Consider the following 17713-nt stretch of genomic DNA (forward strand, 5'->3'; position numbering starts at 1 on the left):
AAGCGCGAGTCGGGACGAGGTCTCGTCGCTGGGTGAACTTGCCGACCGCGGTCATGGGGACGACTATTCCCTAATTCCGATCGGGTAACTAGGGATTCTCACCATGTGGTACAGAGTAGTGGATCACGGAACGGGCCGGACCAACGCTCGTCGGCCCAGCCCCGCCCGCACAGGCGGGCCGCTAAGGGGCGCCGTCGCGGATGTGCACATGCCGGAGCCCCGGCCCGAAACCCGCGACGTGCCCCGGAGTGCCGTGGTGTTCCCTACTGGACCGGAATCGGCCCTCGCGGACCGCGACGTCGTAGCAGCCGTCGCCGACCGGGTACTCGGCGAGCAAGCCGCTCACACCGTGGCGGGCGGCCCAGGCGAGGCCATCGGCTTCGGCGGCGAACACGGCGGAGGCGAAGCGCGCCTCCTCACCATGGAAGACCCAGACCGTTTGCATCACCACTCCAGTGTGCGCGGGCCCCTCCGCTACCCTCCGCCCATGCACCCCAGCGACCACGCCGCCCTCGAAGCCGCCGGCCTCGCCGGCCGGCGCGTCCGTTCCCTCGACGCGGCCGGCGACGGCACCGCCCTGCTCGTCGAGGTCACCGGCGAGGACATGCTCGGCGCCTGGGCGACGGCACGCGCCGCCGTCGCCGAGACCGGCCGGTGGCCGGTGCTCTGCACGGACGACGAGGACGACCTCTTCTCCCGCTTCTACTTCGAGGAAGGCGCCCACGACGGGGATCCCGCTCCGTCGGCGGTCCTCACCCGGGCCGGGACGATCGACGTCGACAGCGCGCTCCACGAACTGCACACGCGCTATCCCACCGTCGGCGTCGACTGGGCCGAGTACGAGCGATCGGTGACCCTCACGCGCTTCGGCGACGCGCCCACCCTCGACGAGGTCCACGCGGCGACGGCCGGTGCCGCCTCCGCCCGGGCCGCCGCCGACAGGTTCCTGTTCGCGTGGGAACTCGGCCGCGAACCCCTCACCGACCCCGGCCCGGGCGTCCAGGACTGGTACGGCACCGAGGATTCCGCCGTCCTCGTCCTCCTGCCGACCCCCGAGCCCTGGTCGGCCTACGCCTACGTCGACGCCCTCCACGACGCCTGCGGCTACGGCCAGGACCTCCTCACCGCCGCCGCCCGGCGCTGGCACGAACGCTTCGGCGCCGAACCCGTCGCCGCCCTCGGCGTCATGACCTGGCTGTCGGTCGCGCGACCACCGGCCGAGCCGGAAACCGCCTGGCGACTGGCCTTCGAGCACCACGTCCTCGCCGAGAACACCTTCAGCGGCCCGGGTCTGAGCATCCGCGACCACGCCCGCGCGCTCCTCGGCCGCGACCGCTGGGTGCTCTTCTCCCGGCCGTAGGCTCATCCACCATGTCCACCGACTCCTGGCTCGACGACACCCGCGCCTCCTACGACACCGTCGCCGCGAGCTACGCCGACATCGTCGGCCCCATGTTCGACGCCGAGGCCCACCTGCGCGCCGCGCTCGCCGTCTTCGCCGAACACGTCGGCCCCGGCGCGCCCGTCGCCGACATCGGCTGCGGCCCCGGGCACGCCACCGCGCACCTGCATCGCCTGGGGCTCAACGCCTCCGGCATCGATCTGTCGCCGGGCATGATCGGCATCGCGCGGCGGAACCATCCCGAATGCGCCTTCGAGGTCGGCTCGATGACCGACCTGGCGTACCCCGCCGAGACGCTCGCCGGAATCGTCGCGTTCTGGTCACTCATCCACATCCCCGACGAGACGCTTCCCCAGGTGCTGCAACAGTTCCGGCGGGTCCTGCGGCCCGGCGGACGCCTCCTCGCCGGCTTCCACGCCGGTACCGGCTCGACCCTCAAGACCGAGGGCTACGGCGGCCACCCCATGAAGGTCCACGTCCATCGCCGCGAACCCGACGCCGTCGCGGACCTCCTGCGCGACAACGGTTTCACCGTCGAGGCCCAGACCCTGCTCGGCATCGGCGAGCGCCTGCCCGGAGCGATCCTGCACGCCCGCCGATAATGATCACATGCCCCGACTCCTCACCCCGCACCTCGCGCCGGGAAGCCTCGCCGAACGAGACCAGCCCGACATCACCGCCGACGACATCACACTGCGGCCGTGGCGGCTCGCCGACGCCGCCGACGTGACCGGCGCGTTCACCGACTCCGCGATCCGCGTCTGGCACGCCCGGTCGATGGACGAAGGCGAAGCCGAGGCGTGGATCGCGTCGTGGAGGAAACGCTGGAACGACGAGGCCGACGCGGGCTGGGCGATCACCGGCGCCGGTGGGCTGCTCGGCCAGATCAGCCTCCGCCACATCGCCCTGGAGGAGGGGATCGCCTCGATCTCCTACTGGGTCCTGCCCGCCGCACGCGGCCGCCGCGTCGCCCCACGCGCCCTCACGGCCTTGACCGGATGGGCGTTCGGCACCCTCGGACTCCACCGGCTCCAGCTGGAGCACTCGACGGCCAACGACGCGTCCTGCCGCGTCGCCGTGAAAGCCGGGTTCCCGGCCGAGGGGACCCGCCGGGGCGGCGCACTGCACGCCGACGGCCACCACGACATGCACCTTCACGCGCGGCTGGCGACGGACCCGTCCCCGGACGCGTGAGTTCCGCTCAGCCGAGAATCCCCGCGCTTCCCCGAAACGCCCGCCAGCTGTGGCACGACTCCACGCTCCCGTACCCCAGCCCCGGCGCGTGTTCCACGAGGAACTCCGCGGCGTCCACCAAGCCCACCAAGTCCACGGCGACCTGTAGCGACGCCCGCTCCGCGGGCGACAACCCCCGGACCCGCCCATATCCCCCGAGCATCGCCGCCACCAGGTCCCCCGGCGGACGGAAGTCGTCCCGATCCACCGCCAGGTAGTGGAACGCGCGCGCCAGATCCACGATCAGCGGCCCACGGTTGAGTTCCCCGAAGTCCAGCAACGCGGTGATCTCGCCGTCGGCGACGAGCAGGTTGTGCCGGTGCGGGTCGTGATGCAGTGCTCCCGACGGCAACGCTTCCAGGGCGTCGAGTTCCCCGGCGCGATCGCGGAGGAACGCGCTCACCGTGTCGCGGAACTCCTCGCCGCCGTCGAGGTCCAGCGGTTCGCCGATCGCCTTTCGCAGCCGGGCCCGCCGGTCGATCACGGGGAGCCGCTCGTCGGGGGCCGTGGTGTGCAGCGTCGCGAGCAGCCGTCCACATTGGACGGCGAGTTCCGCCGTCATCTCCGCCGGCACGGCGCCTTCCACGAACGGGAACACCGCGACCGGCACGTCTCCCGGAACCAGCCGCTCCCCGGTGTGCGTCCGCAACGGCCCCGGCGTGGGGAATCCCCGGCGCGCCAGCGCTTCCACGAAGCGCAGTTCCGTACGCACGGGCCCCGGTCGCAGGTATCGCCGGACCACGACGTCGCCCTTGTCGGTGGCGACCCGAACGGTGTCGTTGTCGGCGCCGCCGGTGAGCGGGGTGGCCGGGCCGGTTCGCATCAGCCCGTAATGGTCCAGGACGGCGTCGAGCTCGGCGGTCATCGCCGCAGCCTAGTGACCCGACGCGGCTTCCGCCAAGGCCTTCCGGCGCACCATCACCGTGCTGTCGACGCGGATCCCGATCGTCCCGTCGGGCTTGCGCTGTTCGCGGTCGTGTTCACGGCACATCAGTACGTCCCACTCCCCGTCGGCGAGCTCCAGGCGATCCAGGATCTCTTCGGGTGAGGGGAACTCCACGTCGTGGTGCTGGTGCTCGACCCAGTCGGGCCATCCGGCGTGGCTGCCGATGAGCAGGACACCGCCGGGGGCGACCGCCGCGGCGGCCGACCGCAGGATCGGGTCGCGGGTGAGACCGTCGGGGGAGTGCAGGAACTGCGCCGACACGAGGTCGTAGGCGCCTTCGGGGAAGGTCTCGTTGAGGTCGTGGCGCTGCCAGTCGATCCGGTCGGCGACACCCTCCTCGGCGGCGTGGGCGGCGGCCTTGTCCAGGGCGACGCGGGAGATGTCGGCGGCGGTCACGCGCCAGCCCCGCCGGGCCAGCCAGATCGCGTCGGCGCCTTCGCCGGCGCCGAGGTCGAGGGCACGGCCGGGGGGCAGGTTCGCGGCCTCACGGCCGAGGACGTCGTTGACGCGGCCGCTCCAGACGTGGTGGCTCTCGGCGTAGCGGGTGTCCCAGTATTCGCTGCTCATGGCCCCATACTGGGCACCCGCCCGGCGGTTCCGCAAACTTCGTTGCCGTTTCGGCAACTCACGCCGCCCGCGACAGCCGCTCCCGCAGCGCCGGCTCCATGCGCAGCAGCACGAACGCCGACCCGACCCCGGCGACCAGCGCGCCCCACCACAGGTACTCCGGCCCGACGGTCGTGAACAGCAGCGTCGTCAGCGCCGGGCCGACCATCCGCGACAGCGCGTTCACCCAGTTCATCGCACCCTGGTAGCGGCCCTGCGCCCCGGCGGGCGCCAGGTCGGCGGCGACCCCGCCGACGACGATCCCGGCCGCGACCTCGCCGACCGACCACACCACCGTCGTCACCACGTAGCTCCACAGCTGGTCGGCGAGCCCCGTGCTCGCCACGCCGACGCTCAGCACGAGGGTGGCGCCGACCATCACCCTGACCCGGCCGAGCCGCGCCAGTCGCGGGTACAGCACCGGCTGAAGCAGCACGACGAGGGCCGCGTTGACGATCGCCGTCGCGCCGAACACCGCCGGGCTCAAGCCGTCGAGACGGATGGCCAGGGGCAGCGCGAACTCGACGAGACTGTAGACGACCTCGTTGACCAGCGACAACGCGATGAAACCGAGCATCAGGCGATCGGCGAAGAGCACGCCGTACCCACCGCGCTCGGCCCGGCCGCGCGCGGCCCGCGCCGTCTTGGGCACGCCCGCCAGGACGATCCCGGCGAAGACCAGGCAGGTCGCGATGTCGATGGCGAACAGCAGCCCGTAGCCGTGCGCGGCGAGGAAACCCGCCATCGCGGCGGCCGTCGCGGCACCGATGTTGATGGCCCAGTGGATGAGGCTGAAGGCGCGCGCCCGCTTCTCACCGGTCACCGCCCCGGCGACCAGGGACGCGGCGGCGGGCGGGTAGAGCTTCCCGGCGACGCCCACGAGGACGGCGGCGGCGATCATCAGCGGGATCGTCGGGGCGACGTAGAGCGCGCCGAGGCTCGCCGGGGCGGCGACCAGCCCGGTCAGCAGCGCCGTGCGCGGCCCGATGCGGTCGGTCAGCCAGCCGCCGGCGATCGCGCCGACCAGCCCGCCGAAACCGAGCGCGGCCACGACCGTGCCGGTCGACTGCTCGCCGACGCCTTTCGAACCCAGGAAGAAGACGATGAACGGCACGACCATCGCGCCGATGCGGTTGGCGACCGTACCGGCGGCGACGATCCAGAACTGACGCGGCAGACCACCGAAACGGGTGTCCAGGGCGGTACGGACACGGCCCTTGGGCGGGGACTCAAGCAACATGGGTAGAGCTTCGGTTTCCCACGATCACCGCAGTACTGTTTTAGTCACGGCTGAATGTTGAGGGGGTTTCCCGCGTGCTGACCATCGAGTTCTCCGTCGCGCGCATGCGATTCGCGCTGTCGTGCCTCTGGGAGGCCATGAGCGCCTACCACGTCCTCCAGGGCCCCGAAGGCCACACGGTGCTCCACCTCTGGGCGCGGGCCGTGCGCCCCGCCCTCGACGCCGCCGGACTAAGACCCGGAGGCGACAGCCTCCTCGCCGGACTCATCCCGCCCGGCCCCACCTACACCCCCGACTTCCTCACCCCGCCCCCGACGAGCCTCGCCCCCGACCTCGACGCCGAACTCGACGTCCTGCGCGCCACCCCCCACGAGGTCGTCCGCGCCGAGATCGGCCGGCTCGCGTGGGACCCGACGCCGTCGGTGCGCGCCATGGCCGCCGACCCCGACGCCGGGCTCGCCCGCGTCGCCGGAGAACTCCGCACCCTGTGGGACATCGCCATCGCGCCCCACTGGCGGCGCATGCGCGCCCTGCTCGAAGCCGAGGTCTTCCACCGCGCGCGCGTCCTGGCCGCCGAAGGCGCCGTCGGGCTGCTCAACAGCCTTCACGAGCGCGTCGGCTGGGAGGAGAACACGCTGTCGATCGCCCACAAGTGGTGCAGCGACGACGCGACCCTCTCCGCGAACGGGCTCCTGCTCGTCCCGACCGTGTTCGTCTGGCCCGCCGTCCGCACCGTCGCCTCGCCCGACAACCCCCAGCTCGCCTATCCACCGCGCGGCGTCGGGACCCTGTGGGAAACCCCCGGCGAAGCGCCCGCCGCGCTCGCCGCGGTGCTCGGGAAAGGACGCGCGCGGCTCCTCGTCGAGCTCAGCTCACCGGCCTCGACGACCGACCTCGCCCAGCGCACGGGGATGACACCGGGCGGGGTCTCCCAGCACCTGCGGGTGCTGCGGGAGGCGGGGCTGATCACCCCGCACCGGCTGGGGCACTCGGTGCTGAACATCCGCACGCCCGCCGCGGACACACTGCTGGGGGCGGCGGCGGGGTAGGGCGTCACGCCCGGATCCGCACCGGCGCCGGCCCGCGAAAGTCGAGGACGATCGGCGTGACCTGGTAGCCGTAGCGGGCCGCCCGGAACTCCCACCCGACCATCCGGCACGGCGGGGGCACGTCCGGTGTCCTGTTGAACGACCAGATCGCGAACGGCACGTTCATCGCCCAGGTCAGCAGCGTGCACACCGCCGCGCCCAGGAACAGCGAGGAGACGCCGACGAATCGCAGCTCCACGCTCACGAACCGGCTCAGGAACTCCGTCGCCCACAACACCAGCACATCGGTGCCGTAACCGAGCAGGAGCAGCGCCGGCGCCATGCGCAGCATGCGCCTGCGCAGCTCCTCGCGGTCGCCCTGACCCGGATCGATCGCGAACGACCAGCCGAACGCGTGGTACACCGCCACGAGTGTCACCAGCGCGACCGCCGTCTGCCACCCCGACGCGCCCTCGACGCGGAAGTCCCCGATGGCCCACATCAGCGTGAACCCCCCGGCGCTCGCCAGGGCGCGCATGACCGTCCCCAGCAGCCGCCACCACCGCGCCCGGTCGATCAGGATGCCGAGCAGCTGCATCGGGAGCCAGGAAAGGAGGAACACCATGAGAGGCGCGACGAGGAACGGCAGGAAACCGTCGATCGTGAACGGCACGCCGAGCGGTCCGGCGACGACCGTGGCCAGGAGCCAGGCGATCGGGCCGCCGAGGAGGGCCACGACGAACCCGAGAAACACGGCCGCCCCCGCCGCCCGGTGGAGTCCGGGCGAGAGCCTCGCCCGAGGAGGTCCGGGGAGCAGAGTCGCCGACATGCTCAGGCCGAGCTCCACGATCGCGATCACCACGACGATCAGCGCGTTCTGGCCGGCGGTCCCGGCCAAGGCGACGCCCGGAACGGTCACGGCGGCGGCCCAGACCGCGCCGACCCCGACGACGAAATTCCACCAGGCAATGGACAGGTCTCGTCCGGTCATCGGGCCGCCTTCGCTCACGGGAAACGGACGCGGCCAGTCTGGCGCCCCGACCCCGGGAGCGGTCCCCGCCTAAACCTTCCGCAACGCGTTCTCGAAGTCCGCCACCAGATCCTCCGCCGCCTCGACGCCGCAGCTGAGGCGGATCAGGTCGTCGGTGATCCCGCTCGCCGCGCGGGCCTCGGCGGTCATGCCCGCGTGCGAGGTCAGCGCGGGCCTGGTGATCAGCGACTCGACACCGCCGAGGCTCGGCGCCACGTAGGGCAGGCGCAACCCGTCGAAGAGGGCTTCGGCGGCATCGACTCCGCCCGTGAGGCGCAGGCTGAGCATGCCGCCGAAGCCGGACAGGAACCGGCTCGCGTGGGTGTGGTCCACGTGCGAGGGGAGTCCTGCGTAGTTGACCTCGGCGACCTTCGGGTGGTCGGCGAGGAAACCCGCGAGCGCGCGGGCGTTCTCGTTTTGCGCCCGCACCCGCAGCGCCAGGGTCTTCAGCCCGCGCGCGAGCAGGAAACCCGGATGGGCGTCGAGGCTGCCGCCGTAGAGGTTGAGGATGTGCCGGACCCGCTCGACCAGCTCCGCGCCGCCCGCGATCACCCCGGCGGTGAGGTCGGAGTGGCCGTTGAGGCTCTTGGTCGCGCTGTGCACGACGACGTCGAACCCGGCCGGGATCGGCCGGTAGTTGACCGGTCCCGCGAAGGTGTTGTCGACGACGCTGGTCAGGCCGTGCTCGCGCGCGAAGTCGACGACCTCCGGCATGCGCGCCACCCGCATGAGCGGGTTGGCGATCGTCTCGACGTAGATGACGCGCGTCCGCGGTGTCACCGCCGCCGCCCAGGTCTCCGGGCGTTGCGCGTCAACGAAGGTGTACGACCAGCCCAGCGCCTCGGCGCGCTCGGTGATGAAGTCGTGGGTGCCGCCGTAGAGGACGTCGGCGACGATCAGGTGGTCGCCGGCCTTGAGCAGGGTGTGCAGCGTCGTCGTGATCGCGGCCATGCCCGACGACGTCGCCACCGCGGCCTCGGCGCCTTCGAGGGCGGCGAGTTTCCCGTGCAGATAGACCTGCGAGGGCGTCGAGTTGAGGCGCATGTACTTCATGTCGTCGTAGGCCGTGTCAGGCTCGACCGAGTACACCGTCGCCTGGTAGATCGGGTAGACCACCGAGCCCTCGGGCCCGGGCCGCTGTTCCCCGGCGTGCACCGCCAGGGTCTCGATCCGCGGGTCGTCGTGCATCGCGCACCTCCTCGATCGCCTCTCGCGTCAACCTAGGGAAACCCGGGTTAGGAGCGGCAGTCCATTTCGGCCGTGTCTGGCCGGTCGTTTCACATCCTTACGATCTTCGATGCCGGGCCCGCGCGGGCGGCGGTACTCTGTCGGCGTGCCGCAACCCAAGCCCACCGACGGCGGCCTGCGCCTCGCGCCGCCGCCGCCGGACATGCCGATGACGCCGATCGCCGTCGCCGGCACCGCGCTCTGGCTGCTCGCCGGGCTGGTGATGTTCCTGTTCTTCAAAGACGACCTCAACGCCGCCGGCAAGGGCTGGTGGATCAGCACCTGCTGGGCCGGGGTCATCTCGGGCTTCGTCGGGACGACGTGGATGGTCCTGCACGACCGGCGGCGGCCTAAGAAGTAGCGCCCCACACGTCCCGGAGCTCCTGGCGGCCGCGCTCGATCACGTCGAGGACCGGCGCGATGTCGGCGCCGGGGGGCCAGGGCGCGAGATCGTCGGCCGACGGTTCGGGCGCCGCCAGCCAGTCCCGCAGCGCGTCGAGCGCCTCGGAACCCTTCTCGCCCGGTTCGAGGGCCGCCGGATCGACGCGGTAAGGCGTGCCGTCGTCGCCGGTCGCGACGATGAAGGCGGCGTGCCGCACCAGGCAGGGCAGGCAGGTACCGCAGTTGAGCACCGCCCCGTCGCCGGCCTTCGGGAAAGCGCAGGAGACCGTCGCGAAGAGCGCCGCCGGGTCGGTGCCCGACTCCAGGGTTTCCCGGCAGGTCTCCCCTTTCGTCAGGTAGGCGAAGGGGTTCACGACCCGGTGCGGGAGTTTGAGGTGGCGCAGCACGACGTTGAGGCGCGCGAGCGTGACCGGGTGGGCCGCGCGGATCCCGCCGAGCGGCGGCCACGCGGCGAGCAGGCCGTTCTCCGGCACGCGCAGGTTCCGCACACGATGGCTTGAGGCGACCAGGACACCCGCCGCGAGGAAGAGCAGGCCACGCGTCCGCCCGCCGGGCGCCACCGAGAGCGACGCCAGCCGCGTCGGCGGCACGCCGAGCCCGTCGGCGAGGCCGCGCTGGAAACGCTCCAGCGGCCGCCGCCCCCGACGGTCGACGAGGACCATCGGCCGGTCGCGGACCGAGGAGCCGTGGCAGTAGGAGTCGAGGCCGCCGGTGAAGCCGACGACCGTGTCGGCACGACGGCCCCACCCGGGGATGTCCGGTGACCAGTACGAACTCGCCGCGCGGACTTCGAGCTCCCAGTCGTCGCCTGTCAGGTGCGAAAGGAGGCGCTCCAGCATCGTCAGCGCCCGCCCCCACCGCTCCGGCGCGACGACGGGCAGACTCACCCCGACCGCACGGGCGGTGCCCTCCCCGGCCAGCAGGTCGGCCGTGTGCACCGCGCTGGCCAGGAGGAACAGGTCGACAGCCGTCTGGTCCGGCGCCCGATGAAGCGCCCCGACCAGGCGGGAAACCGCCGCGTTGCGCCTGCTGCCCTCCGCCGGCCGCACCGGCAAGGGCACCGGCGCCCACCCCGGGCGATGCGAAGGGCGCGACCCGGCGAAGTGGAATCTCACGCCGCCTCACCCCTTCCGGCAACTGTGCTCCGACGGTGGCGTCCACCGTCGACGAGTCTGCCGGATGGGGGTGACGGAGTCGGGGGGAGGTGGGCGACGGTCTCGCTGCGGGCTCCCGGCGAGCTGCGGCTTCACTCGCGATGGACGGGTTTGCCCATGGCCTCTTCGATCTGGTCGAGGAGCGCCGCCTCGCGCGGTCCAGAAGGCCTCGGTGAAAAGCTCGATCGCGTAGAGCGGGACGGCGCCGGTGTTCACGTCCATCGTTCCTTGTTGGGACGGAACGGTCGGTGAGGCCGTGCTGACTCGGGCAATGGTGCCGCATGGTGCCCCAGAGCACTTTGGTGATCATCTATCTGTGCTGGTCGGTCGGCTGGACACGGCCGCACGAAAACCATCGGCGCGGCCGTGTCCGGGTGTTTTCAGGGGGCCTCGCGGCGGAGGCGGGCGAGAATCGGGTTGAGCCTGCGGGTCCAGCCGAGTGTCTCCCGCAAGGTGGAGATCAGGTCCCGGCACGGCCAGACGGCGCCGCAGCACTGGCAGCGGGCTATCAGCGCCGGGATGGGGAAACCCGCGAAGCGGGCGATGCGCAGGCGGCGCCGACTGGGGCGGTGGGTGCGGAGGGTGTGCTCCCTTCGACGTTGGCGGGTTAGGTGGAGGCTGAGTCGGAATTCGGCGGCGGACAGGCGGTTGGACGGAGCGGTCGGGAAGCGCGGGACGGCCGAGACGGTCACGGCGCGGCCTCCTCGGTGCCGGCGGTGTTGTTGCCCTCGTCCTCGTGGTCGGGGAGTTGGAGCTCGGCGTTTTCGAGGACGGCGAGGCGGTCGAGCAGGTGGGTGTAGAGCGCGCACGGGCCGGGGACGTTGCAGGTCGGGCAGTAGCCCGCCCACGGGTCGTGGAGGTGGAGCCGGAGCTGGGTATAAGCGAGGTCGGTTTCGGCGACGAGGGTCGCTCGCAGGTCGCGGGTCATGTCAGGCTCCCCGGGAAGTCGTCGGCGGTGCCGCCGTTCTTGAGCCAGCGGGCGTAGAGGATGTTGCCGCCGGACCAGAGCAGGCCGAGGGTTCCGAATACGAGCAGGAGGGCGATTCCGACCACTCCGGGCAGGACGGTCGGCGGGAGGAGGTGGCCGGTGGGGAGGAGCTCGGTCGCGGACGTCGCCCACTCGCGGATGGAGAACCAGCGCGGCCAGGCGAGGAAGTGGCAGAGCAGGTTCTCGAAGCCGAGGACGTAGACCGCGAAGGCGATGAGCCCGGATCGCCCGAACGCGGTGAAGGCGACGGCGAAGGCCGAGTAGGTCAGGGTGAGGACGAGGGCGAAGACGGCGTATGTCCACAGTGCTCGGGGTTCGAAGCGGTGGGTCATGGCGCCGATGAGGAATGCGGGCGCGGCGACGTTGGGGAGGGTGACGAGGAGCAGGACGCGCCAGGCGAGGAGGCCGGGGTAGTGGCGGTAGGGGGATTTCCAGTACTCGACGCGCCAGGCGAGGACGAGTTTGACCTCGTTGTGTGCGGCGAAGCCGCACAGGATGGGGATGAAGATCGTGAAGGTGAAGAGGCGGGCGGCGGCGGGGGATGTGGTGATCGCGAAGACGAGGGTGGCGATGAGGGCGAGTAGGTAGAGCGGGTCGTGGCGGCGCTGGTCGTGGAGACGGCGGCGGGTGTAGAGGCGTGTGGTCATCGCGCACCGCCGGAGTAATGTGCGGGGTACGCAGAGTTGGGTTCCCGCATCGCGGGTTCCTCCTTTTGTGAGGATCGGGGCGGGCCAGGTTTCCTAGGCCGTAGAGGCCCGCCCCGATCTGTTTTTTCAGTGCAGTGACACCAAGGTTGACCTCGAAAGATCACACCAAGTAACAGGTGCCACACTCGCACCATCTCACATGAGTAGAATCTGCGCAAGTACGACCTGCGTAGATTTTGAGAGGTGTCATGGCGAAGAACGAAGCACTGTCGTTGCGGGCGCAATGGCTCGGCAATCGCCTTCGGGCAGCCCGGACCGCAGCAGGCTTCAAGCTTGTTGATGTGGCCGAGTACACCGGGCTTGCCGACGCGACGCTCAGCAGGTTCGAGCTGGGCACCCTGCGGATTCGGAAGTCCTACATTCGCGATCTCATCGACTTCTACGGTGTGCGTGCCGAGGATCGAGCCGTCCTGCTCCAACTGAACGAGGATTCCTGGCGGCGTGACTGGTGGGATGGCGATGCCGCCGACCTGGACGTTGGCTTCATCGACTACACCTGGCTGGAAGCCCGCGCGGCGGGGATTCGCCAGTACGACCCGATCCTGATCAATGGTCTACTTCAGACGCCGGACTACGCCCGCGCAGTCAGCGCGGCTGGTCTCGGGAACGACATGGCAACGCTTGACCGGATGGTCGAACTGCGGATGACGCGCCAACGCATCTTCGACCGTGAGACGCCGACGTTTCTGTCGATCGTGCTCGAAGAGGCGCCACTGCGCCGTGAGATCGGCAGCCCCGATACTCACCGCGATCAGCTCGTGAACCTGATCGAGCTGGCGCGCCGGGACTACCTCGACATCCGCATCATCACCACGGAAGCGGGTTGGCATCGTGGTTGGCCGGGGCCGTTCACCCTCTTTGAGCTGCCCGACCCGCATCCGGACGTGGTCTACATTGAAGGGCTCGTCGGGCGGACGTTCCTCGAAGATCAGGCCAAAGTCCAGGCGTACCAACATGCGTACGATGAGCTGCACGCGGCGGCGCTACCTCCCAAGAAGTCTGTCGCGTACATCGAAAGCGTGTTGGAAGGTCTCACATGAAGTGGCGTAAGAGCAGCCGCAGCCAGAGCAGCGCCGGACAGTGCGTCGAGGTCGCCGCCGAGGCTGGGAATGTGCTGGTCCGGGACAGCAAGAACCCCGAGGGGGCGGTGCTCGCCTGCCCTCGGGGTGAGTGGGGAGGATTCCTCGCTAGCTCTCTTCGTCAGCCAAGGCAATGACCGTCTGGAAGTACTCTTCGCGGCCCGCATCGTCAAGCTCTTGTTGGCTGATGAGATCAAAGGTGAGCAGGTAGGACGCGCCGAGGAGGTCGTCGTAGGTCAGCGGCTCGATCAGCTCGGGTTCGCCCAGGCCGGCGCGGATGACCGCTTCGAGCGCAGACGCCTTGATCTCGCCGTCCGCCTTCGGGAAGCGCTCAAGTAGGTCCTCGACGTAGTTTTGGATCTGAGCAGGGGTCGTTCCATCGGCGAATCCGCGTTCGATGGCGATGGACATTGCGGCGGCCATGATGTGGAACGTCCGGTTGTTTCCGAGCCGCTCGATGGCGTCCATCGGTGCCCGCACCCCAGATGTGATGGCCGCGGTCAGCAGGCTTCGTTCGTCCTCGTTCACTTGCTCCTCCAATGCTCGATCGCGGTCTTGGTGATGTCTTTCGCCTTCTTGGCCCCCGCCACGATCAGGATCCCAGAGGCGACTGCGAGTGAGCCGATAGAGGCCGCATCCGGCTGGGGCGCGTCGGGAGCGGTCATCACCGGGATGCGATGGCCGACTTCGTTGGTCGTGTAGGTCGGTGGTGGTTCCCAGTCAGGATCGCTGATCTCCAGGAACTTCTGGTGCTTGCCGAGATCCTTCATGGCGTCATCGATGTCGTTGTCGCGCTGGACCATCGTGCGAAAGAGGTTCTGGCTTCGGCTGCCGGTCGGGCGCGCCTTGACCAGCTCCTCGCCGGACGGCTTCGCGATGTCGGTGTTCTTCGTCCCCGCACCGCTTCCGGGGCTGAGGATCTCCAGGTACTCGGCCAGGGCTTCATCCGCCGCCACCAACTTCGCCACCGTGAACTCGTCCCCGCTCTGGGCGCGCCGCCACAGGCCGAGCCCCTCCATCGCCAGGTCGTGGTTCGCGCCGGCGAGCGCGTCCTCCGCCTTGGCCAGGGCATCCGTCACCTCGTCGGCGGCGTTCGCCGTTAAACCGATCGCGGTCTGAATCGCCCCACGAACCGCGATGAGCTGCGCCACGACCTCCCCCAACGCCATCAGGTCACCGTTCCCAGGTACTCGTCGAACTTCCCCGCCCCGTCCCGCAAGATCTGCATCAACTCGTCGAACCCCTCGACCGCCTGCCCCAAGTCGACCTCGACCGACGTCGCCCGCGGATTCATCGCACCCTTCAACGCCACCATCAGCGGCCCCCGCGCCCGCTCGATCTCCGACCGGGCCCCGTCCAAAGCCGCGACCGCAGCCTGCGCCGAGTCCTGCGCGGCCCGGATCCCGTCCCGTACCTCGTCCATCCCCACGCCCGGACCCTACCGCCATTCGAACAACGAGGAACCCTCCACCTTCTTCGCCGACTTGACAGCCGGTTCACGATCCCAGCATCGGAGCATCCCGGGTGCCGCGCAGCCACAATCCGTGGCGCAAGCGGAACGTTCAGAGACGTCCGCAGCTGAACACTGCACGATCGAGCAAGGAGTCCACATAGGTCGAAGCTCGTGCGTGATTCAGCACACCGGCGAGATCGCGCCTTCATCGAATTGGCGACCCTACCGTCGCCGAATCGTTACGGAGGTGCGCGTCACTTCCCTTTCTCCACAGGGAATAACCCTCGGTAATCGTCGTCGTGTCGTGACGGCCTCCACCGAAGGGGCCGTACGCTGGGCCGTTACGGTCGCGACGTGCGGCTGTCAGGCCTACTTCCACTCCGTGTTGGCAAGATCGGTGAACTATATGTATTTGGCGGCACCGTAAGTTCCTCTTAGATGGTGAGGTGCCGGAAGCGGGGTTCGCCGTCACCGGCATCGATGGTGATCGTTACTTGGGGCATGGTGGAGAACGTGCAGGACTGGACTGAGGACTGGACCGGAATGGTCGGCGGCGCGACGCCGTCGGCATGTGTGCGGATGCAGGGGCGGTCGGCGGTGGTACTGGCCGAGCTCGACGAGGCCGAGTGCGCGCGCCGTGGGGACGACGGCCCGGGCATCGAGAGCTGGGAGGCCCTCGACCTCCTGATGACCTTGCCACAGGGGGAATCGGTGCCCGAGCGGGTGCTGACACCGGCTCAGAAGCTGCTGCTCGACGGGTTGCCGGAGTGGGCCGTCGAGCGCTCGGGCGGCAACGTCGTACGACTGTCGCGGGTACCGCTGCGGCCATTGCTCGCCGTCGCCTTCACGCGGCGCTGGGCGCCGGGATTGCGTACGGCCCACGTGTTCTCGTCGATGTGCGCGCAGGCCGTCGTGCTGCCGAGCGAGCCGGGCGACCCGCTGATCGCCATCGAGGCCGACCAGTACGGCGTGGGCCTCGGCGTCGGCGCCGCGGGTGTCGCGCCTCGCTCGGTCGTCGTGCCGGAGCCGTACCGCCTGCGCCGCCACACGGTCGCGCGCTGGTGGTTCGCCGAGCACGTCTACGGACTGCTCGTCGCCCAGAAGCGCAGGGCGCTCGGCGCCGGGGAGAACTCGCTCGTCGACCGCCAGCGACTCGACCAGCGCCTGTAGCCCGCTACCGCGTCGTGGCAGACGATGCGCCACCAGTCGGCGCGGTACGCGGGCTCCACGTAGTGGAACTGGTCGAGCAGTGCGTTGCGGTGGAAGAGGGCGTGCGTGGCGGCCTCGCGGGCCAGTTTCTCGCTGAGGCCGGTGAAGCGGTCGATCCGGCGGCCGTCGCAGGTGGGGCAGGAGCATTGGGGGGCGGCGGTTCCGGCGAACACCCGGGCCAGCGTCCCCCCGCTCTTCCAGCCGAGCAGCTCGGGCAGGAAGACGTGCGGGGGTCGGCGCCCCATCCGCCGAGTGGGTGCGGTGTAGGGGATCCAGGCGTGCCGGTGACCGGAGGTCGCTCCCATCGCGGTGAATCCCGCACCGCGCGTCAGTGCGTCGAAGCCGGCCAGGTCCGTCCTCAGTAGACAGAGGCCGGGGTGGTCCTCGACGAGTTCGCGCAGCCGCCGCGCGGCCTCGACGGAGGCGAAGGGATCGCGGTCGGCACCGAAGGTCAGCGCGGTCGGAATCCTTATGTCCCCGAGACTTTGGCGCAAGGCCGCGTAATGCGGCGAGCGCAGCCAGCCGACGTGCAGCGGCAGCAGGCAGACGGTGTCGTCCCGGTCGAGGCGCGCGGTGGAGCTGAGCACCGATACGAGCGAACCGATGTCGCCGCCGTCGAGAAAGAGCGTCGGCGTGAGGGCGACGGTGGCTCCGGACTCGCGCTGGGCGTCGAGTTGTGCGGCCAATGGGACGCGGTGCAGTCCGTCGCCGTACTCGAAAGGCGAGTCGTAACGCGCGCCGGCGCGTTCATAGGCGCCGCGATCGAGCAGGATCGGGGCGCTGAAACCGTTGGCGCGCAACTCTCGCAGGCGTCGGCCGCCCTGCTCTCCGGTGAGGACCAGCCCGCCGTGCCCGGTGTCGGCTCGCGGTGCCAGCGATTCCGTCCATGCGCGAGAACGCGCGCTCAACTGGGTCAGGACGCGGCCGTCGAGGGCGCGAAGGGGCACGTCGGCGGCCTGCGGCCACCACGGAACGGGACGTCTTCGGCCGCCCATGCCCACTCCCGATCGTCCACATTGGAGGATTCCATTGTGTGCGCGGATTCATTGGAATGGAAGGAGAGTGTCACCGATCCGTCATTCTCGGTGACTGGAGGATACTCAGGGAACTCACAGGCCGAGAAGCCCCTTAAGGGTCGTTAGGTCGTTATGGTCACTAGACCCGAGCGCGTACCTGGCACACGCGCTCTCCGTACAGGAGATAGGAGTTCTTCGTGAGGAGAACAGCTCGGAAACTGATGGGACTGGCGGGCGTCGCCCTGACCGGTCTTTTAATCGCGGGATTCGCCGGCGCCCCGGCGCAGGCCGAACCGGCCGGTGACATCACCCCGAACGTCGTCGGCGGCACGCCGGCCGACCAGGGCGAGTACCCCTGGATCGTCCGTCTGTCCATGGGTTGCGGCGGCGCGATGTACGCGCCGGACGTGGTCCTGACCGCCGCGCACTGCGTCGACGGGACCGGCGAGGACACCTCGATCGGTGTCACGGCGGGCGTCGTCGACCTCGAAGACCCGGCGGCCGTGACCGCCCAGTCGACCTACGTCCTCCAGGCGCCCGGCTACGACGGCAACGGCAAGGACTGGGCGCTCATCAAGCTCGACACCGCTCTCGACGGCATCCCGACACTGCCGACCGCGAGCACCGACGAGTTCGACTCCGGCGACTTCACCATCATGGGCTGGGGAGCCGACAGCGAGGGCGGCGCGCAGCAGCAGTACCTGCTCGAAGCCCAGGTCCCCTTCGTCGACGACACGGCCTGCACGACGGCCTACCCCAACCTCATCGCGGCCGAGGAGATCTGCGCCGGCCTCGACGAGGGCGGCGTCGACACCTGCCAGGGTGACTCCGGTGGGCCGATGGTCCAGAAGGACGCCAACGGCGAGTGGGTGCAGATCGGCATCGTCAGCTGGGGTGAGGGCTGTGCCCGTCCCGGCAAGCCCGGTGTCTACACCCAGGTGAGCAACTTCGCCGACGACATCGCCGCCGCGGCGGCCGAACTACCCTGACCGA

At 70.2% G+C, this 17713-nt stretch carries 23 protein-coding genes; 9 read left to right on the forward strand and 14 right to left on the reverse strand.

From position 1 onward, the window contains the following. Positions 1-181 precede the first annotated feature (181 nt). Entirely contained in the window at positions 182-445 is a 264-nt protein-coding gene (locus HNR73_RS23950; protein ID WP_184789855.1) for a DUF7710 domain-containing protein, read from the reverse strand. Between the two features lie 42 nt (positions 446-487). Between HNR73_RS23950 and HNR73_RS23955 the strand changes: the two genes are divergently transcribed. Genes HNR73_RS23955 through HNR73_RS23965 form a run of 3 tightly spaced genes read left to right on the forward strand, consistent with a single transcriptional unit; the run spans position 488 to position 2596 of the window. Further along, positions 488-1360, forward strand: a complete 873-nt coding sequence (locus tag HNR73_RS23955; protein WP_184789856.1) for a DUF4253 domain-containing protein — start codon at positions 488-490, stop codon at positions 1358-1360. An 11-nt stretch (positions 1361-1371) separates the two neighbouring features. After that, positions 1372-2004, forward strand: a complete 633-nt coding sequence (locus HNR73_RS23960) for a class I SAM-dependent DNA methyltransferase (RefSeq protein WP_184789857.1) — start codon at positions 1372-1374, stop codon at positions 2002-2004. Positions 2005-2011: 7 nt separating this feature from the next. Further along, complete coding sequence (locus HNR73_RS23965) at positions 2012-2596, forward strand: GNAT family N-acetyltransferase (RefSeq protein ID WP_184789858.1); 585 nt, start codon at positions 2012-2014, stop codon at positions 2594-2596. 7 nt (positions 2597-2603) lie between these two features. On the opposite strand, the gene HNR73_RS23970 is transcribed toward HNR73_RS23965, so the two are convergent. The 3 genes from HNR73_RS23970 to HNR73_RS23980 are packed head-to-tail and all read right to left on the reverse strand — an operon-like array spanning position 2604 to position 5427. Then, positions 2604-3500, reverse strand: a complete 897-nt coding sequence (locus HNR73_RS23970; protein ID WP_184789859.1) for a phosphotransferase — start codon at positions 3498-3500, stop codon at positions 2604-2606. Positions 3501-3509: 9 nt separating this feature from the next. Continuing rightward, the gene (locus HNR73_RS23975; protein ID WP_184789860.1) at positions 3510-4148 is read right to left on the reverse strand and encodes an SAM-dependent methyltransferase; all 639 of its coding nucleotides are present in this window, start codon (positions 4146-4148) and stop codon (positions 3510-3512) included. A 58-nt stretch (positions 4149-4206) separates the two neighbouring features. Next, positions 4207-5427 (reverse strand): MFS transporter, encoded by a 1221-nt coding sequence (locus HNR73_RS23980; RefSeq protein WP_184789861.1) that lies wholly within the window; start codon positions 5425-5427, stop codon positions 4207-4209. Between the two features lie 74 nt (positions 5428-5501). Between HNR73_RS23980 and HNR73_RS23985 the strand changes: the two genes are divergently transcribed. Beyond that, the gene (locus HNR73_RS23985) at positions 5502-6476 is read left to right on the forward strand and encodes an ArsR/SmtB family transcription factor (RefSeq protein ID WP_203686718.1); all 975 of its coding nucleotides are present in this window, start codon (positions 5502-5504) and stop codon (positions 6474-6476) included. Positions 6477-6480: 4 nt separating this feature from the next. Here the strand turns inward: HNR73_RS23985 and HNR73_RS23990 are convergent, their stop codons facing one another. Both HNR73_RS23990 and HNR73_RS23995 read right to left on the reverse strand, forming a co-directional pair. Beyond that, complete coding sequence (locus tag HNR73_RS23990) at positions 6481-7446, reverse strand: hypothetical protein (protein ID WP_184789862.1); 966 nt, start codon at positions 7444-7446, stop codon at positions 6481-6483. A 69-nt stretch (positions 7447-7515) separates the two neighbouring features. Continuing rightward, positions 7516-8673 (reverse strand): trans-sulfuration enzyme family protein, encoded by a 1158-nt coding sequence (locus HNR73_RS23995; protein WP_184789863.1) that lies wholly within the window; start codon positions 8671-8673, stop codon positions 7516-7518. Between the two features lie 145 nt (positions 8674-8818). Between HNR73_RS23995 and HNR73_RS24000 the strand changes: the two genes are divergently transcribed. Next, a complete protein-coding gene (locus tag HNR73_RS24000) occupies positions 8819-9073 on the forward strand; it encodes a DUF2530 domain-containing protein (protein WP_184789864.1) in 255 nt (84 codons plus the stop codon). Here the strand turns inward: HNR73_RS24000 and HNR73_RS24005 are convergent. The 4 genes from HNR73_RS24005 to HNR73_RS24020 all read right to left on the reverse strand — a co-directional run bounded on the left by HNR73_RS24005 (position 9063) and on the right by HNR73_RS24020 (position 11903). Next, positions 9063-10175, reverse strand: a complete 1113-nt coding sequence (locus tag HNR73_RS24005) for a 7-cyano-7-deazaguanine synthase (RefSeq protein WP_184789865.1) — start codon at positions 10173-10175, stop codon at positions 9063-9065. The two genes, HNR73_RS24000 and HNR73_RS24005, sit on opposite strands and share 11 nt — an antisense overlap. Before the next feature lie 473 nt (positions 10176-10648). After that, entirely contained in the window at positions 10649-10960 is a 312-nt protein-coding gene (locus HNR73_RS24010; protein ID WP_184789866.1) for a hypothetical protein, read from the reverse strand. After that, positions 10957-11196, reverse strand: a complete 240-nt coding sequence (locus tag HNR73_RS24015) for a hypothetical protein (protein WP_184789867.1) — start codon at positions 11194-11196, stop codon at positions 10957-10959. Before HNR73_RS24015 ends, HNR73_RS24010 begins: the two co-directional genes overlap by 4 nt. After that, positions 11193-11903 (reverse strand): hypothetical protein, encoded by a 711-nt coding sequence (locus tag HNR73_RS24020; RefSeq protein ID WP_184789868.1) that lies wholly within the window; start codon positions 11901-11903, stop codon positions 11193-11195. The genes HNR73_RS24015 and HNR73_RS24020 overlap by 4 nt, the downstream gene beginning before the upstream one ends. A gap of 248 nt (positions 11904-12151) precedes the next feature. Here HNR73_RS24020 and HNR73_RS24025 point away from each other — a divergent pair, with 248 nt between their 5' ends. Together HNR73_RS24025 and HNR73_RS24030 are read left to right on the forward strand one after the other, a co-directional pair. Further along, positions 12152-13003 (forward strand): helix-turn-helix domain-containing protein, encoded by an 852-nt coding sequence (locus HNR73_RS24025; RefSeq protein WP_184789869.1) that lies wholly within the window; start codon positions 12152-12154, stop codon positions 13001-13003. After that, positions 13000-13179 carry a DUF397 domain-containing protein gene (locus HNR73_RS24030; RefSeq protein ID WP_184789870.1) on the forward strand — a complete coding sequence of 60 codons (180 nt, stop codon included), beginning with the start codon at positions 13000-13002 and terminating at the stop codon, positions 13177-13179. Before HNR73_RS24025 ends, HNR73_RS24030 begins: the two co-directional genes overlap by 4 nt. On the opposite strand, the gene HNR73_RS24035 is transcribed toward HNR73_RS24030, so the two are convergent. The 3 genes from HNR73_RS24035 to HNR73_RS24045 are packed head-to-tail and all read right to left on the reverse strand — an operon-like array spanning position 13151 to position 14471. Continuing rightward, a complete protein-coding gene (locus HNR73_RS24035; protein WP_184789871.1) occupies positions 13151-13570 on the reverse strand; it encodes a hypothetical protein in 420 nt (139 codons plus the stop codon). The genes HNR73_RS24030 and HNR73_RS24035 overlap by 29 nt on opposite strands. Next, a complete protein-coding gene (locus tag HNR73_RS24040) occupies positions 13567-14193 on the reverse strand; it encodes a hypothetical protein (protein ID WP_184789872.1) in 627 nt (208 codons plus the stop codon). Before HNR73_RS24040 ends, HNR73_RS24035 begins: the two co-directional genes overlap by 4 nt. A gap of 17 nt (positions 14194-14210) precedes the next feature. After that, positions 14211-14471 (reverse strand): hypothetical protein, encoded by a 261-nt coding sequence (locus HNR73_RS24045; protein ID WP_184789873.1) that lies wholly within the window; start codon positions 14469-14471, stop codon positions 14211-14213. 537 nt (positions 14472-15008) lie between these two features. Between HNR73_RS24045 and HNR73_RS24050 the strand changes: the two genes are divergently transcribed. Beyond that, positions 15009-15665: a hypothetical protein gene (locus HNR73_RS24050; protein ID WP_184789874.1), complete on the forward strand. Its 657-nt coding sequence runs from the start codon at positions 15009-15011 to the stop codon at positions 15663-15665. Here HNR73_RS24050 and HNR73_RS24055 read toward each other — a convergent pair. Next, positions 15575-16699: a hypothetical protein gene (locus HNR73_RS24055; RefSeq protein WP_184789875.1), complete on the reverse strand. Its 1125-nt coding sequence runs from the start codon at positions 16697-16699 to the stop codon at positions 15575-15577. The two genes, HNR73_RS24050 and HNR73_RS24055, sit on opposite strands and share 91 nt — an antisense overlap. A 218-nt stretch (positions 16700-16917) precedes the next feature. Between HNR73_RS24055 and HNR73_RS24060 the strand changes: the two genes are divergently transcribed. Continuing rightward, positions 16918-17709: a S1 family peptidase gene (locus HNR73_RS24060; protein ID WP_239122286.1), complete on the forward strand. Its 792-nt coding sequence runs from the start codon at positions 16918-16920 to the stop codon at positions 17707-17709. Positions 17710-17713: the final 4 nt, after the last annotated feature.

It is taken from the genome of Phytomonospora endophytica, from assembly GCF_014202425.1.
Taxonomy (GTDB): Bacteria; Actinomycetota; Actinomycetes; order Mycobacteriales; family Micromonosporaceae; genus Phytomonospora; species Phytomonospora endophytica.